This window comes from Rhizobium sp. L1K21, assembly GCF_024055895.1.
GTDB lineage: Bacteria > Pseudomonadota > Alphaproteobacteria > Rhizobiales > Rhizobiaceae > Ensifer_A.
The window spans coordinates 1890902-1904663 of record NZ_JAMXLE010000001.1 but is presented as its reverse complement, the minus strand read 5'-3'; the positions used below and the strand labels follow the sequence as shown (position 1 = coordinate 1904663).

General features: G+C 56.4%; 19 protein-coding genes. 16 read left to right on the top strand and 3 right to left on the bottom strand.

The features are described from left to right. Positions 1-7 precede the first annotated feature (7 nt). From rplX to rplQ, 15 genes are all read left to right on the top strand, one after another. Positions 8-319: a 50S ribosomal protein L24 gene (gene rplX / locus NHF56_RS09150; protein WP_252803593.1), complete on the top strand. Its 312-nt coding sequence runs from the start codon at positions 8-10 to the stop codon at positions 317-319. Beyond that, positions 312-869 carry a 50S ribosomal protein L5 gene (gene rplE / locus NHF56_RS09145; RefSeq protein WP_252803591.1) on the top strand — a complete coding sequence of 186 codons (558 nt, stop codon included), beginning with the start codon at positions 312-314 and terminating at the stop codon, positions 867-869. The genes rplX and rplE overlap by 8 nt, the downstream gene beginning before the upstream one ends. A gap of 33 nt (positions 870-902) precedes the next feature. Next, the gene (gene rpsN, locus NHF56_RS09140; protein ID WP_252803589.1) at positions 903-1208 is read left to right on the top strand and encodes a 30S ribosomal protein S14; all 306 of its coding nucleotides are present in this window, start codon (positions 903-905) and stop codon (positions 1206-1208) included. A gap of 12 nt (positions 1209-1220) precedes the next feature. After that, entirely contained in the window at positions 1221-1619 is a 399-nt protein-coding gene (gene rpsH, locus NHF56_RS09135) for a 30S ribosomal protein S8 (RefSeq protein ID WP_252803587.1), read from the top strand. A gap of 42 nt (positions 1620-1661) precedes the next feature. Further along, complete coding sequence (gene rplF, locus NHF56_RS09130; RefSeq protein ID WP_252803585.1) at positions 1662-2195, top strand: 50S ribosomal protein L6; 534 nt, start codon at positions 1662-1664, stop codon at positions 2193-2195. Positions 2196-2207: 12 nt separating this feature from the next. Beyond that, positions 2208-2570 (top strand): 50S ribosomal protein L18, encoded by a 363-nt coding sequence (gene rplR, locus NHF56_RS09125; RefSeq protein WP_252803583.1) that lies wholly within the window; start codon positions 2208-2210, stop codon positions 2568-2570. 150 nt (positions 2571-2720) lie between these two features. After that, positions 2721-3290 (top strand): 30S ribosomal protein S5, encoded by a 570-nt coding sequence (gene rpsE / locus NHF56_RS09120; RefSeq protein ID WP_252803580.1) that lies wholly within the window; start codon positions 2721-2723, stop codon positions 3288-3290. A 14-nt stretch (positions 3291-3304) separates the two neighbouring features. Next, entirely contained in the window at positions 3305-3511 is a 207-nt protein-coding gene (gene rpmD / locus NHF56_RS09115) for a 50S ribosomal protein L30 (protein WP_252803578.1), read from the top strand. Between the two features lie 14 nt (positions 3512-3525). Beyond that, a complete protein-coding gene (gene rplO, locus NHF56_RS09110; protein WP_252803575.1) occupies positions 3526-4008 on the top strand; it encodes a 50S ribosomal protein L15 in 483 nt (160 codons plus the stop codon). Positions 4009-4364: 356 nt separating this feature from the next. After that, the gene (gene secY, locus NHF56_RS09105; RefSeq protein WP_252803573.1) at positions 4365-5705 is read left to right on the top strand and encodes a preprotein translocase subunit SecY; all 1341 of its coding nucleotides are present in this window, start codon (positions 4365-4367) and stop codon (positions 5703-5705) included. Beyond that, positions 5702-6352, top strand: a complete 651-nt coding sequence (locus tag NHF56_RS09100; protein WP_252803571.1) for an adenylate kinase — start codon at positions 5702-5704, stop codon at positions 6350-6352. The genes secY and NHF56_RS09100 overlap by 4 nt, the downstream gene beginning before the upstream one ends. Positions 6353-6572: 220 nt before the next feature. Continuing rightward, a complete protein-coding gene (rpsM, locus tag NHF56_RS09095; protein ID WP_252803569.1) occupies positions 6573-6941 on the top strand; it encodes a 30S ribosomal protein S13 in 369 nt (122 codons plus the stop codon). A gap of 166 nt (positions 6942-7107) precedes the next feature. After that, the gene (rpsK, locus tag NHF56_RS09090) at positions 7108-7497 is read left to right on the top strand and encodes a 30S ribosomal protein S11 (protein WP_136657421.1); all 390 of its coding nucleotides are present in this window, start codon (positions 7108-7110) and stop codon (positions 7495-7497) included. Positions 7498-7592: 95 nt separating this feature from the next. Next, a complete protein-coding gene (locus NHF56_RS09085) occupies positions 7593-8603 on the top strand; it encodes a DNA-directed RNA polymerase subunit alpha (RefSeq protein WP_252803567.1) in 1011 nt (336 codons plus the stop codon). A 47-nt stretch (positions 8604-8650) separates the two neighbouring features. Continuing rightward, positions 8651-9073, top strand: a complete 423-nt coding sequence (rplQ, locus tag NHF56_RS09080) for a 50S ribosomal protein L17 (protein ID WP_252803565.1) — start codon at positions 8651-8653, stop codon at positions 9071-9073. A 463-nt stretch (positions 9074-9536) separates the two neighbouring features. On the opposite strand, the gene msrQ is transcribed toward rplQ, so the two are convergent. The 3 genes from msrQ to NHF56_RS09065 form a co-directional block, all read right to left on the bottom strand. After that, positions 9537-10208: a protein-methionine-sulfoxide reductase heme-binding subunit MsrQ gene (gene msrQ / locus NHF56_RS09075; RefSeq protein WP_252803563.1), complete on the bottom strand. Its 672-nt coding sequence runs from the start codon at positions 10206-10208 to the stop codon at positions 9537-9539. Between the two features lie 79 nt (positions 10209-10287). After that, positions 10288-11229 (bottom strand): protein-methionine-sulfoxide reductase catalytic subunit MsrP, encoded by a 942-nt coding sequence (gene msrP / locus NHF56_RS09070; protein ID WP_252803561.1) that lies wholly within the window; start codon positions 11227-11229, stop codon positions 10288-10290. A gap of 159 nt (positions 11230-11388) precedes the next feature. Further along, a complete protein-coding gene (locus NHF56_RS09065; protein WP_252803559.1) occupies positions 11389-11619 on the bottom strand; it encodes a hypothetical protein in 231 nt (76 codons plus the stop codon). A gap of 216 nt (positions 11620-11835) precedes the next feature. On the opposite strand from NHF56_RS09065, the gene ilvD reads away from it, so the two are divergent. After that, positions 11836-13680, top strand: coding sequence for a dihydroxy-acid dehydratase (gene ilvD, locus NHF56_RS09060; protein ID WP_252803557.1), 1845 nt, complete (start codon positions 11836-11838; stop codon positions 13678-13680). The last annotated feature ends 82 nt before the right edge of the window (positions 13681-13762 follow it).

Sequence of the window (13762 nt, the reverse complement as noted above, 5' to 3'; positions counted from 1 at the left end):
GAGACAGATGCAGAAGATCAAAAAAGGCGACAAGGTTGTCGTTCTCGCCGGCAAGGACAAGGGTTCCTCCGGTGAAGTTATTCGCGTCATGCCGAAGGAAGGCCGTGCGGTCGTTCAGGGCGTGAACATGGTGACCCGTCACCAGAAGCAGACCCAGGCCCAGGAAGCTGGCATTGTCCGCAAGGAAGCCTCCATCGACCTGTCCAACCTCGCAATCGCCGACCCCAAGGACGGCAAGCCGACCCGCGTTGGCTTCAAGATTGAAGGTGACAAGAAGGTTCGCGTGGCAAAGCGTTCGGGAGTAGTAATCGATGGCTAAGGCAGCATACGAGCCCCGTCTCAAGACTGAATATAACGATCGTATCCGCAAGGCGATGCAGGAGAAGTTCTCCTACGCCAACGAGATGATGATCCCGAAGATCGAAAAGATCGTTATCAACATGGGTGTTGGTGAAGCGACAGCCGACTCGAAGAAGCCTTCGAATGCTGCGTCCGACCTGACGGCAATTGCCGGTCAGAAGGCCGTCATCACCCGTGCACGTAACTCTATCGCCGGCTTCAAGGTCCGCGAAGGTATGCCGATCGGTGCGAAGGTAACGCTTCGTGGCGCGCGCATGTATGAGTTCCTCGACCGTCTCGTGACGATTGCGCTTCCGCGCGTTCGCGACTTCCGCGGTCTGAACCCGAAAAGCTTTGACGGCCGTGGCAACTTCGCCATGGGCATCAAGGAGCACATTGTGTTCCCGGAAATCAACTACGACAAGGTTGACCAGATCTGGGGCATGGACGTCATCGTTTGTACGACGGCGAAAAATGACGACGAAGCTCGGGCTCTTCTGAAAGAGTTCAACTTCCCGTTCCGCCAGTAACCGTAACGGCAAGCGTAGAGAAGGAAAACGAATATGGCGAAAGTCAGCGCAGTTGAAAAGAACAAGCGCCGCCGCAATCTGGTTTCCCGTGATGCTTCCAAGCGCGCAGCGCTGAAGGCGATCATCAAGAACCAGGAGCTTCCAATCGAGGAGCGCTTCAAGGCAACCCTGAAGCTGGCAGACATGCCGCGTAATGGTTCCAAAACCCGCATTCGCAACCGTTGCGAAGTGTCCGGACGTCCGCGCGGTTACTACCGCAAGCTCAAGATGTCTCGTATTGCACTTCGTGAACTTGGCAACTTCGGCAAAGTGCCGGGCGTTGTGAAGTCGAGCTGGTAAGGAGACGGGCACATGGCTATGACTGATCCTTTGGGTGATATGCTCACCCGTATCCGCAACGGTGCTGCTCGCCGCAAGTCGTCTGTAACGACTCCGGCATCCACGCTCCGTGCACGCGTTCTCGATGTGCTTCAGGCTGAAGGTTACATCCGCGGCTATTCCGAAACTGCCTTTGATAACGGCAAGAAGGAACTGACCATCGAGCTGAAATACTATGAAGGCGCTTCCGTGATCCGTGAGATCGGCCGCGTTTCCAAGCCGGGCCGCCGAGTTTATGTCTCGGTCAAGTCCATTCCGCAGGTCGCGAACGGTCTCGGCATCACTATCCTTTCGACTCCGAAGGGCGTGATGGCTGATCACCAGGCTCGCGAACAGAATGTTGGTGGCGAGGTTCTCTGCTCTGTCTTCTAAGGCAGGGTAGAGGTCTCCATAACGAACAGACAGGTTTGAAATATGTCTCGTATCGGTAAAAAACCCGTTCAGGTCCCTGCAGGAGTGACGGCCTCGGTTGATGGCCAGACGGTATCTGCAAAGGGCCCGAAGGGCGAGTTGAAGTTCGTCGTCAACGACGAAGTGCTCGTTAAAATGGAAGACAACGCTGTTGTTGTATCGCCTGCTTCGCAGACGAAGGATGCACGGTCCAAGTGGGGCATGTCCCGCACGATGATCGAAAACATCCTGACGGGTGTGAAGGACGGCTACGAGCGCAAGCTCGAAATCAACGGCGTTGGTTATCGTGCGGCCATGCAGGGCAAGAACCTGCAGCTGTCGCTCGGTTTCTCCCACGAAGTCGTTTACGAAGCCCCGGACGGCATTACGATTGCTTGCCCGAAGCCCACGGAAATCACCGTGACCGGCATCGACAAGCAGCAGGTCGGCCAGGTGGCTGCGGAAATCCGCAAGTACCGCGGTCCTGAGCCCTACAAGGGCAAGGGCGTTAAGTACGCTGAAGAGCGGATCGTCCGTAAGGAAGGCAAGAAGAAGTAAGGAGCACCGGATATGGCTAGCAGGAAAGAAACTCTTGTGCGTCGCGCCAGCCGCGTGCGCCGTCAACTTAAGAAGGTGGCCAATGGTCGCCCGCGCCTTTCGGTACACCGTACCGGCCTGAACATCTATGCTCAGGTGATCGATGATGTTGCCGGCCGCACGCTGGCTGCAGCGTCCACGCTTGATGCAGGCCTCAAGGGCTCGCTCAAGAGCGGCGCCAATATCGATGCAGCCGCTGCTGTCGGCAAGCTCGTTGCAGAGCGTGCGGTCAAGGCTGGCGTCAAGGATGTTGTGTTCGATCGTGGTGCATTCATCTATCACGGCCGCATCAAGGCCCTGGCGGATGCTGCCCGCGAAGGCGGATTGCAGTTCTGATCAAGATTTTGCCCGGCTGATCCGTCAGCCGGGCAGATTGCGGTTTTCCGCAGCTTAAACCGGATCGTCTGATGTTCTTCTTTAGGAAGGGCAGGGCGGTCCATTATTCAGTTTGCCGATTGCACCCGGAAAAGAAAAAGGAACAGGACAATGGCACAGGAAAGACGGGCAAAGCGCGAAGAGCGCAACGACCGTGAAGAGCGCGATAGCGAATTCGTCGACAAGCTTGTCGCGATTAACCGCGTCGCTAAGGTTGTTAAGGGCGGTCGCCGTTTCGGTTTTGCTGCTCTCGTCGTTGTTGGCGACGGTAAGGGCCGCGTTGGCTTCGGTCACGGCAAGGCCCGTGAAGTGCCGGAAGCCATCCGCAAGGCGACCGAATCTGCCAAGCGCGAAATGATTTTCGTTCCGCTGCGCGAAGGCCGCACACTGCACCACGACGTGCATGGCCGTCACGGCGCCGGCAAGGTTCTGCTGCGTGCAGCCAAGGCTGGTACCGGTATCATCGCCGGTGGTCCGATGCGTGCCGTTTTCGAAACGCTCGGCATGCAGGACGTTGTCGCCAAGTCGACCGGTTCCTCGAACCCCTACAACATGGTTCGCGCAACATTCGACGCACTGAAGCACCAGGTACATCCGAAGGACATCGCAGCGCAGCGCGGCATCAAGTATGCAACGCTTCAGTCTCGCCGTGTGGCCGCCGGTATTGCTTCTGAAGAATAAGGGAGAAATGCACTATGGCTAAGAAAGCTACTGCTGCTAAGAAAACCCTTGTTGTCGAACAGATCGGCTCGCCGATCCGTCGTCCGGAAGTTCAGCGCAAGACGCTGATCGGTCTCGGTCTCAACAAGATGCACAAGACCCGTGAGCTGGAAGACACGCCCGCAGTGCGCGGCATGATCGCAAAAGTCAGCCACCTCGTTCGCGTCGTCGAAGAGAAATAAGGAAGGTCTCTAAGATGAAACTGAATGAAATCAAGGACAACGAAGGCTCCATGCCTTCCAAGAAGCGCGTAGGCCGTGGCATTGGCTCGGGCACTGGCAAGACCGGTGGCCGTGGTGTCAAGGGTCAGAAGGCGCGTTCGGGCGTTGCTATCAACGGTTTCGAAGGCGGCCAGATGCCAATCTACCGTCGTCTGCCGAAGCGTGGCTTCAACAACATTTTCGCCAAGGATTATGTTGAAGTGTCTCTGGCCCGCCTGCAGGCAGCCGTGGACGCCAAGAAGCTCGACGCCAAGACGGTTGTGACTGCCGAAAGCCTGAAGGCTGCTGGCGTCATCAGCCGCGTCAAGGATGGCGTACGCGTCCTGGGCGATGGCGAGCTGAAGGCGAAGCTGAAGCTCGAAGTTGCCGGCGCATCCAAGTCTGCTGCAGAAAAGATCGAGAAGGCCGGCGGTTCGCTGACCATCCTCGGCGCTGCTGCAGAAGCCGCTTCCGAGTAAGTTTGAATTTGATCGCCCGGTGGTCTTCCCATCGGGCGATTTTGCTCCCATATGAGAGCCTCACGTAAGCGGTGATCCCACTGCTTTCAATTCCATGCATGATCAGCGAGATCGCATCCCGGTTTTCCGCTTGGGATTGCCTGGAACAGACTAGGCGGGTGAGGCCCCGGTTGTTCTTCCGGTTCTGGCCCCAGCCTTTTTCAAATGGGCCGTTGACGTTTACCCCATCAAACGACATAAGCCTGTGCGAGATAAAGTTTCTAGGCTGCTGAGCGGTTCCCTCGCTCGGTGGCTATTGCCAACAACTGCCTGCACGGTGTCTTAAGGGAGCGCCATGTGGGTATGCGGAGAAATCAATGGCTTCTGCTGCTGAACAACTGGCTTCCAACCTGAATTTCTCGACCTTTGCGAAGGCTGAGGATCTGAAAAAGCGTCTTTGGTTCACGCTGGGCGCGCTGCTCGTTTATCGCCTCGGCACCTATATTCCGCTTCCCGGCATCAATCCGGAAGCCTTTGCCAATGCGTTCCAGAGCCAGAGCTCGGGTATTCTTGGTCTGGTAAACATGATGGCGGGCGGCGCGGTGCAGCGCATGGCCATCTTTGCGCTGGGCATCATGCCCTATATTTCCGCCTCCATTATCGTGCAGCTCATGACGTCGGTGATTCCCTCGCTCGAAGCGCTGAAGAAGGAAGGCGAGCAGGGCCGCAAAATCATCAACCAGTACACCCGTTACGGCACGGTGCTTCTGGGCGCCATGCAGGCCTACGGCATTTCTGTCGGTCTTGAGAATGGCACGGGAATCGTTGCTGATCCGGGTTGGTTCTTCAAGCTTTCGACTGTTGTTACGCTGCTGGGCGGCACCATGTTCCTGATGTGGCTGGGCGAGCAGATTACCTCGCGCGGTATCGGCAACGGCATTTCGCTGATCATCTTTTCAGGCATCGTGGCCAACCTGCCGCACGCCATTGTCGGCACGCTTGAACTCGGCCGCACGGGCGCTTTGTCGACCGGAATCATCTTGGGTGTGATCGTCGTTGCGATCGCCGTGATCGCGTTGATCGTATTCGTTGAGCGCGCCCAGCGTCGTCTGCTGATTCAATATCCGAAGCGACAGGTCGGCAATCGCATGTTCCAGGGTGATACGTCGCACCTGCCTTTGAAGCTCAATACATCCGGCGTGATTCCTGCGATTTTTGCTTCTTCACTGTTGCTTCTGCCGGCAACGCTCGCAGGCTTCGCCAATAACGGGAATATGCCCACCTGGGCGACGACCATCATATCCGCTCTCGGCCATGGTCAGCCGGCTTATATGCTGCTTTATGCGGCGCTCATTGCCTTCTTCTGCTTCTTCTATACGGCGATCGTGTTCAATCCTGCCGATACAGCCGATAACCTGAAAAAGCACGGTGGTTTTATCCCGGGCATTCGCCCCGGCGAGCGTACCGCACAGTACATTGACTATGTGCTGACGCGCATCACCGTTGTCGGTGCCATCTACCTGGTTTTCGTCTGCGTGCTGCCGGAAGTGCTCATTGCTGAGACAGGTGTCCCATTCTACCTTGGTGGTACATCGCTTTTGATTGTTGTCAGCGTTACCCTTGATACTGTAGCACAGATACAAGGTCATCTGATTGCCCAGCAATATGAAGGGCTGATCAAGAAATCGAAGCTGCGCGGAGGAAAGAGGGGGAAATGAGACTGATTTTGTTAGGACCGCCGGGCGCGGGTAAGGGTACCCAGGCTCAGCGGATTGTGGAAAAGTATGGCATTCCACAGCTTTCCACTGGCGATATGCTTCGCGCGGCCGTGGCTGCGCAAACAGAGATCGGCAAGCAGGCCAAGGCGCTCATGGATGCCGGTAAGCTGGTGTCTGACGATGTGGTAATCGGTATCGTTTCCGAGCGAATCGATGCTGACGATTGCGCCAAGGGCTTTATCCTCGACGGCTTCCCGCGCACCTTGGCACAGGCTGACGCCACCGAAGCCATGCTCGCCAGAAAAGGCGTGAGTCTCGACAAGGTGATTGAAATTCGAGTCGAAGACGAAGTCCTGGCACAACGTATCGCCGGTCGGTATACGTGCGCAAACTGTGGCACCGGTTATCACGACACCAACCTCAAGCCGAAGGTTGAGGGTGTCTGTGACAAGTGCGGTTCGACAGAGTTCAAGCGTCGTCCTGACGACAACGCCGAAACTGTGATGACCCGCCTGCAGGCCTATTACAAAGAGACATCGCCGCTGATTGGCTACTACTATGCCAAGGGCAAGCTCGTGAGCATTGATGGCATGGCAGCCATTGAAGATGTCACGGCGGAAATCGACAAGATTCTGTCCTCTCTCTGAGAGGGCAAAATAATCTGGCGGCAATGGTTGCAATTTTGCAGTGATTCCGCTAAGAACCGCGCCAACTCGTGACAAATGAGCGATCGGCGCGGGCTTCAGAACAAGAAGTCCGGGTACGGTCGTTTTGACATGTTGCGGCTTCAATCGAACAAGTGGCCCTTTTGGGGTTGAGAAACGAACACCAGCTGCCGTGAGGCACCTGGCAACAAGGAGAATAGACGTGGCACGTATAGCTGGCGTCAACATCCCGACTGCAAAGCGCGTCATCATTGCGCTTCAGTACATTCACGGGATCGGTCCGAAATTCGCACAGGAGATCGTCGAGAAGGTTGGTATCCCGGCTGAGCGCCGCGTTCACCAGCTCACAGATGCTGAAGTTCTTCAGATCCGTGAAACGATCGACCGCGACTACCAAGTTGAAGGTGATCTTCGCCGTGAGACTTCCATGAACATCAAGCGTCTGATGGACCTTGGTTGCTATCGTGGTCTTCGTCATCGCCGCTCGCTGCCGGTTCGCGGTCAGCGTACGCACACCAACGCCCGCACCCGCAAGGGTCCGGCAAAGGCGATTGCCGGCAAGAAGAAGTAATGTCCCGCTTATAGACGGGATGAGGGGCCAGCCCATCGGTTGGCCTCTTTTTGAGTTTGGGCATAACGTTGCCCGAAGAGGTTGGGGCGCTTTTGTCTTTTGGTGAAAACGTCCCGGTGTAGCCGCTGGAATTACGGCGGCGCTGAGATCGAAGAAAGGAAGATCTATGGCCAAAGAAGCCACACGTGTTCGCCGTCGCGAACGCAAGAATATCTCGTCGGGCGTAGCCCACGTCAACTCGACTTTCAACAACACGATGATCACCATCACCGACGCACAGGGCAATGCAATTGCCTGGTCGTCTGCTGGTGCGAAGGGCTTCAAGGGTTCGCGCAAGTCGACCCCGTTTGCTGCTCAGATCGCCGCTGAAGACTGCGCCAAGAAGGCTCAGGAACACGGTATGAAGTCGTTGGAAGTTGAAGTTTGCGGTCCGGGTTCCGGCCGTGAGTCGGCTCTGCGCGCTTTGCAGGCTGCCGGTTTCACAATCACCTCCATCCGTGACGTGACTCCGATCCCGCACAATGGCTGCCGCCCGCGCAAGAAGCGCCGCGTCTGATCATTCACCAAGCCGGTGACGGTCCCACCCGTCCGGCGTCCAAATCTCGGCCGTTACGATTGGATGGTAGCGGCGAATGGAAGGTAAAGTAGAACATGATTCAGAAAAACTGGCAGGAACTGATCAAGCCGAACAAGGTTGAGTTTACCTCTTCCGGCGCGACGAAGGCAACCTTGGTTGCCGAGCCGCTGGAACGTGGCTTTGGCCTGACGCTTGGCAACGCGCTTCGCCGCGTACTTCTGTCGTCTCTGCGCGGTGCAGCAGTCACCGCTGTGCAGATCGACGGCGTGCTGCATGAATTCTCCTCCATTCCTGGCGTTCGCGAGGATGTGACGGATATCGTGCTGAACATCAAGGAAATCGCCATCAAGATGGAAGGCGATGACGCAAAACGTATGGTCGTGCGCAAGCAGGGTCCGGGCGTTGTGACGGCTGGTGACATTCAGACGGTTGGCGATATTGAAATCCTCAACCCTGACCATGTGATCTGCACCCTCGACGAGGGCGCTGAAATCCGCATGGAATTCACCGTCAACAACGGCAAGGGCTATGTGCCGGCCGAGCGCAACCGCGCAGAAGATGCACCGATCGGTCTTATCCCGGTCGACAGCCTCTATTCGCCGGTCAAGAAAGTGTCCTACAAGGTGGAAAACACCCGTGAAGGCCAGGTTCTCGACTACGACAAGCTGACCATGTCCATTGAGACCAACGGCTCTGTCACCGGCGAAGACGCAATCGCGTTTGCTGCTCGCATTCTTCAGGACCAGCTCGGTGTCTTCGTCAACTTCGACGAGCCGCAGAAGGAAGCAGAAGAAGAAGCCGTTACCGAACTTGCGTTCAACCCGGCACTTCTCAAGAAGGTCGACGAACTGGAGCTTTCCGTTCGTTCCGCCAACTGCCTGAAGAACGACAACATCGTCTACATCGGCGACCTGATTCAGAAGACCGAAGCAGAAATGCTCCGCACTCCGAATTTCGGCCGCAAGTCGCTCAACGAGATCAAGGAAGTTCTCGCTTCCATGGGCCTGCACCTCGGCATGGAAGTGCCTGCATGGCCACCGGAGAACATCGAAGATCTCGCCAAGCGGTATGAAGATCAATACTAACAGATCAAACTACGGATCAGACGGTCCGCAAGTGAAGGAGAATAGCAATGCGCCACCGTAAAGCAGGCCGCAAGCTGAATAGAACCCACAGCCACCGCAAGGCAATGTTTGCCAACATGGCGGCTTCGCTCATCACCCATGAGCAGATCGTAACCACGCTTCCTAAGGCGAAGGAAATTCGTCCGATCGTTGAGAAGCTCGTGACCCTTGGCAAGCGCGGCGACCTGCACGCTCGTCGTCAGGCGATCAGCCAGATCAAGGATGTCGACGCTGTTTCCAAGCTGTTCGATGCCATTGCATCGCGTTACGCAACCCGCAACGGCGGCTACCTTCGCATCATGAAGGCCGGCTTCCGTCAGGGCGACAATGCGCCGATGGCTGTCATCGAGTTTGTTGACCGCGACGTTGACGCCAAGGGCGCTGCTGATAAGGCTCGCGTTGAGGCAGAGGCTGAAAGCGAAGCTGCTTAATAGACAGCGGGAAGCTATGAATAAAAAGGGCCGGGTGCTGAAAAGCATCCGGCCCTTTCGCGTGATACATGATTGAATGGACGAAAACCGCGCGCTCGTGGCTTGTGGCTTGGTTCCAGACACGAAGAAAGCCGGGCGCTGCGCACCCGGCTTTCTGAAAAATTCTTGCCGCTTCTGAAAGTCTTATGACTTAGCGACGGTAGTCAACGGGGCGCTGAGTGAAGCCGCGGCGTTCCTGTTCAACAAAAAAGTTGAAGAAGTGAACGAAGGCATTGCCCTGATTTTTTCTGCGACGAAATTTAAGCATTTCGCACATCCTTTAAGCACGAGTTCATTTGAGTGATCAGATACGCTTTGCATGAAATTTGTGCAAGTGCTTAGCAATGCGATGTTTCCTGAGCTGTTATGCGTGCAAATCAGGGCTGGCTAATGTTTTGCGCTGAAAATATAGGCTGCTTATTATTTAAGCTTTTGCCTGGTCGCTTTTCCTTCGCATAGTATTCTGTTTGCGCCATTTCATGATCCGCGGCTTGAAAACGCGGAAAAGCAGCAAAATCACCGTCAGTGCGACGTAAATCGCCTGTTCGATGGTGAGCGTCTTTGTTGAGAGGACAAAGTGCAGTGTTCCGGCAGCGACAACAGCATAGACCAGCTTGTGCAGCTTGGACCAGCGCGAGCCGAGTTTACGGATCGAATAGGTGTTGGAGGTAAGCGCCAGCGGGATCAGCATGACAAAACCCGCCATCCCGATGGTAATATACCAACGCTTGGCAATGTCTTCGACGATACCGGAAAGGTTCATGCCCCGATCCAGCGTGACGTAGACGGTGAAGTGGAAAAGCACATACCAGAAGCCCAAAAGACCGAGTGCCCGCCGGTAAGCGATCAGCCGAATGTTGAAGAGAACCATCAGCGGTGTGACGGCAAGCGTCGCCAGAATGAACCGGAGCGCCCAGATACCCAAAAGGTGCTCGAAGGTACGCACCGGGTCTGCACCCAGATCCCCCACCGCGCCCAGATAGAAGTACCATGCTGCCGGCATGAGCCCAACGACGTAAAGCGCCCAGATCTTCACCGGCCGCCAATTGAAGGGGCGTGAGGAGGTTGCTGTTGCGTTTCGGCTTGTCGATGCCATCTTCCGCTACGCTTTCCCCAGCGCCCGGTTGTTCGTGGGTTGGGCGCTGGTTTTTGAAACAATCGAAGTTTGTGCGGGCTTAGAAATAGGTGTTGATCAGGTCCATGCCACTGTAAAGGCCTGCGACCTCATCATAGCCATTGAACATCAGCGTATCGCGGCGGCCCGAAGAGAAGAAACCCTTGTCCTCGCCGATGCGCCGCTCAGTCGCCTGGCTCCAGCGCGGATGGTCACGGTTGGGGTTCACATTGGAATAGAAGCCGTATTCATTCGGTGCGGCCTTGTTCCATGTGCTCGGCGGCTCATTTTCCACCAGCGAAATACGCGTGATCGACTTGATGCCCTTGAAGCCGTATTTCCATGGCACGACAAGTCTGATCGGCGCGCCGTTCTGGTTTGGCAAATCCTCGCCGTAAATGCCGACAGCCATCAGGGTTAGCGGATGCATGGCTTCGTCAAGGCGCAGACCTTCAACATATGGCCAGGGCAATGGCTGGAAGACGCCGGACTGTCCCGGCATTTCATCCGGGCGCACCACGGTTTCGAACGCCACATATTTTGCAGACCCCAAAGGTTCTGCCTTCTTGAGAAGTTCGGAAAGCTGAAAACCGTCCCAGGGTATGACCATCGACCATGCTTCCACACAGCGCATGCGGTAAATCCGCTCTTCAATCGGCATGGAGGAAAGCAGGTCTTCGAGGCCGATCTCCATTTCGTTTTTCACCAACCCATCAATCTTGATCGACCACGGTCGCGGATTAAACGAGCCGGAATAGCGCGAGGGATCTTCCTTGCCCGTGCCGAATTCGTAGAAATTGTTGTAGGTGGTAACGGATTCCTTTGGTGTGACCGCTTCATCGCCGGCCATATTCCTGCTGTCAGCAACCTTGAAGTCTGACGCGCCTGCAGCAGAGGGGAGAAGGCCCGCTGCCACCGCACCGGCTACAAATGTGCGTCGGTTGAGATAGACGCCTTTCGGCGTGATTTCCGATGATGGAATGCGCGGCGGGTGATAAACCATTTTGAAGTCCTTCCTGCGTCTCCGCATGCGTCTCTGATCGACCGTATTGGTTAAACGGGGTCAAGCGACGCAAAGTTTCAGAACGGTATGAAATCAAAACAACCCATCACGTGAAAGGGGGTGCTCAACCACATTTTCGTGTTCGCCTTGTGAGGTGCGTCAGTTGCCGCCTGTCAGGGTGGCGAAGAGCGTATTCAGATAGCCGTCAGGCATCGCAAACCACAAAATGACCAACGCAAGCGCTGCAATCGCCAACCGCTGCACAAACGCTGTCGAAACACGCGGCGCGCCTTTCGGAGCCTGTTTCTTTTCAGCCTGCGCTTTTTTGTCGGCCGTCTTTTTCCATTGTTTCATATCGACAATGTTGGGCCGTTCTTCCTTGTCTGACATTTTATCACCCGTTGGTCTCTCCACGCACATTGGTGCCAAAACCTTGCGATTGGCTTATCATGCCACCAAATTTAACGCCACGCACCGTACCGCTTTGGGGAAAACCGATAGTGACAGAAAATCGGTGTTGCGTTAGGACAGCCCCAGAAAAGCAAGGCGTTCCCGGCTGAAAAGCGGCGTTTGAACGCCAGAATGAAACAAATTGAGGAAACGATAATGCCTGCATTCCGCTCCAGAACCTCCACCCATGGCCGCAACATGGCAGGTGCGCGTGGCCTTTGGCGCGCCACCGGCATGAAGGATGGCGATTTCGGCAAGCCGATCATCGCGGTGGTGAACTCTTTCACCCAGTTTGTGCCCGGTCACGTTCATTTGAAAGACCTCGGCCAACTCGTTGCGCGCGAGATTGAGGCAGCCGGCGGTGTGGCCAAGGAGTTCAACACGATTGCCGTCGACGACGGTATCGCCATGGGCCATGACGGCATGCTCTATTCGCTGCCCAGCCGCGAGATCATTGCCGACAGCGTGGAATATATGGTCAATGCGCACTGCGCCGACGCCATGGTCTGCATTTCCAACTGCGACAAGATCACCCCCGGCATGCTGAATGCCGCCATGCGCCTCAATATTCCGGCGATCTTCGTGTCCGGTGGACCAATGGAAGCCGGCAAGGTCGTGCTGAATGGCAAGACAAAGTCGCTCGACCTGATCGATGCAATGGTTGCCGCAGCCGATGATAAGGTTTCCGATGCTGACGTGCAGGCCATTGAGCGTTCCGCTTGCCCGACCTGCGGTTCCTGCTCCGGCATGTTCACGGCAAACTCGATGAACTGTCTGACGGAAGCGCTCGGCCTTTCGCTGCCCGGCAACGGCTCGACACTGGCGACCCACGCCGACCGCAAGCGTCTCTTTGTGGAGGCCGGCCACCTGATCGTCGATCTGGCCCGTCGCTACTACGAGCAGGACGACGAAAGCGTTCTGCCGCGCAACATCGCCACCAAACAGGCCTTTGAAAACGCCATGTCGCTGGACATCGCCATGGGCGGCTCCACCAATACGGTTCTGCACATCCTCGCGGCTGCCTATGAAGGCGGCGTCGATTTCACCATGGATGATATCGACCGTCTGTCGCGCAAGGTACCGTGCCTGTCGAAGGTCGCACCGGCCAAGAACGACGTGCACATGGAAGATGTGCACCGGGCAGGGGGTATCATGCGCATCCTGGGCGAACTCGAGCGCGGCGATCTCATCAACCGCGATTGCTCGACGGTCCACGAGGCGACGATTGGCGACGCCATCGACCGTTGGGATATCACCCGCACAAACTCCGAAACCGTGCGCAATTTCTTCAAGGCAGCCCCGGGCGGCATTCCGACCCAGGTTGCCTTCAGTCAGGAAGCACGCTGGGACGACCTTGATACCGACGGCGAAAAGGGCGTCATCCGCTCGGTGGAAAACCCCTTCTCCAAGGACGGCGGTCTGGCCGTATTGAAGGGCAACATCGCTCTCGACGGCTGCATCGTGAAGACTGCAGGTGTGGATGAATCCATCCTCAAATTCACCGGCCCCGCAATTGTCTACGAAAGCCAGGATGCTGCCGTGAAGGGTATCCTGTCCAACGAGGTGAAGGCAGGCGACGTCGTCGTTATCACCTATGAAGGTCCCAAGGGCGGTCCGGGTATGCAGGAAATGCTTTATCCGACCAGCTATCTGAAATCGAAGGGCTTGGGCAAGGCCTGCGCGCTCATCACCGATGGTCGGTTCTCCGGCGGCACGTCGGGCCTTTCCATTGGCCACGCCTCACCGGAGGCCGCGCAAGGTGGCACAATTGGCTTGGTGCGCACCGGCGATATGATCGAGATCGATATACCGAACCGCACGATCAATCTGGCAGTGCCCGAGTCCGAACTGGCCACCCGCCGGGCTGAACAGGATGCCAAGGGCTGGAAGCCTGAAAAGCCGCGCAAGCGCAATGTCACGACCGCTTTGAAGGCCTACGCTGCATTTGCGGCCTCGGCCGACAAGGGTGCCGTCCGCGTCCTGCCGGATGACTACGCCTGATCGAGGCGTTTGATAAAGCGATCAGCTGAAAATGAAAACGGCGCCCGAGAGCGCCGTTTTCTGTATCATTGGAAAAGAAGCA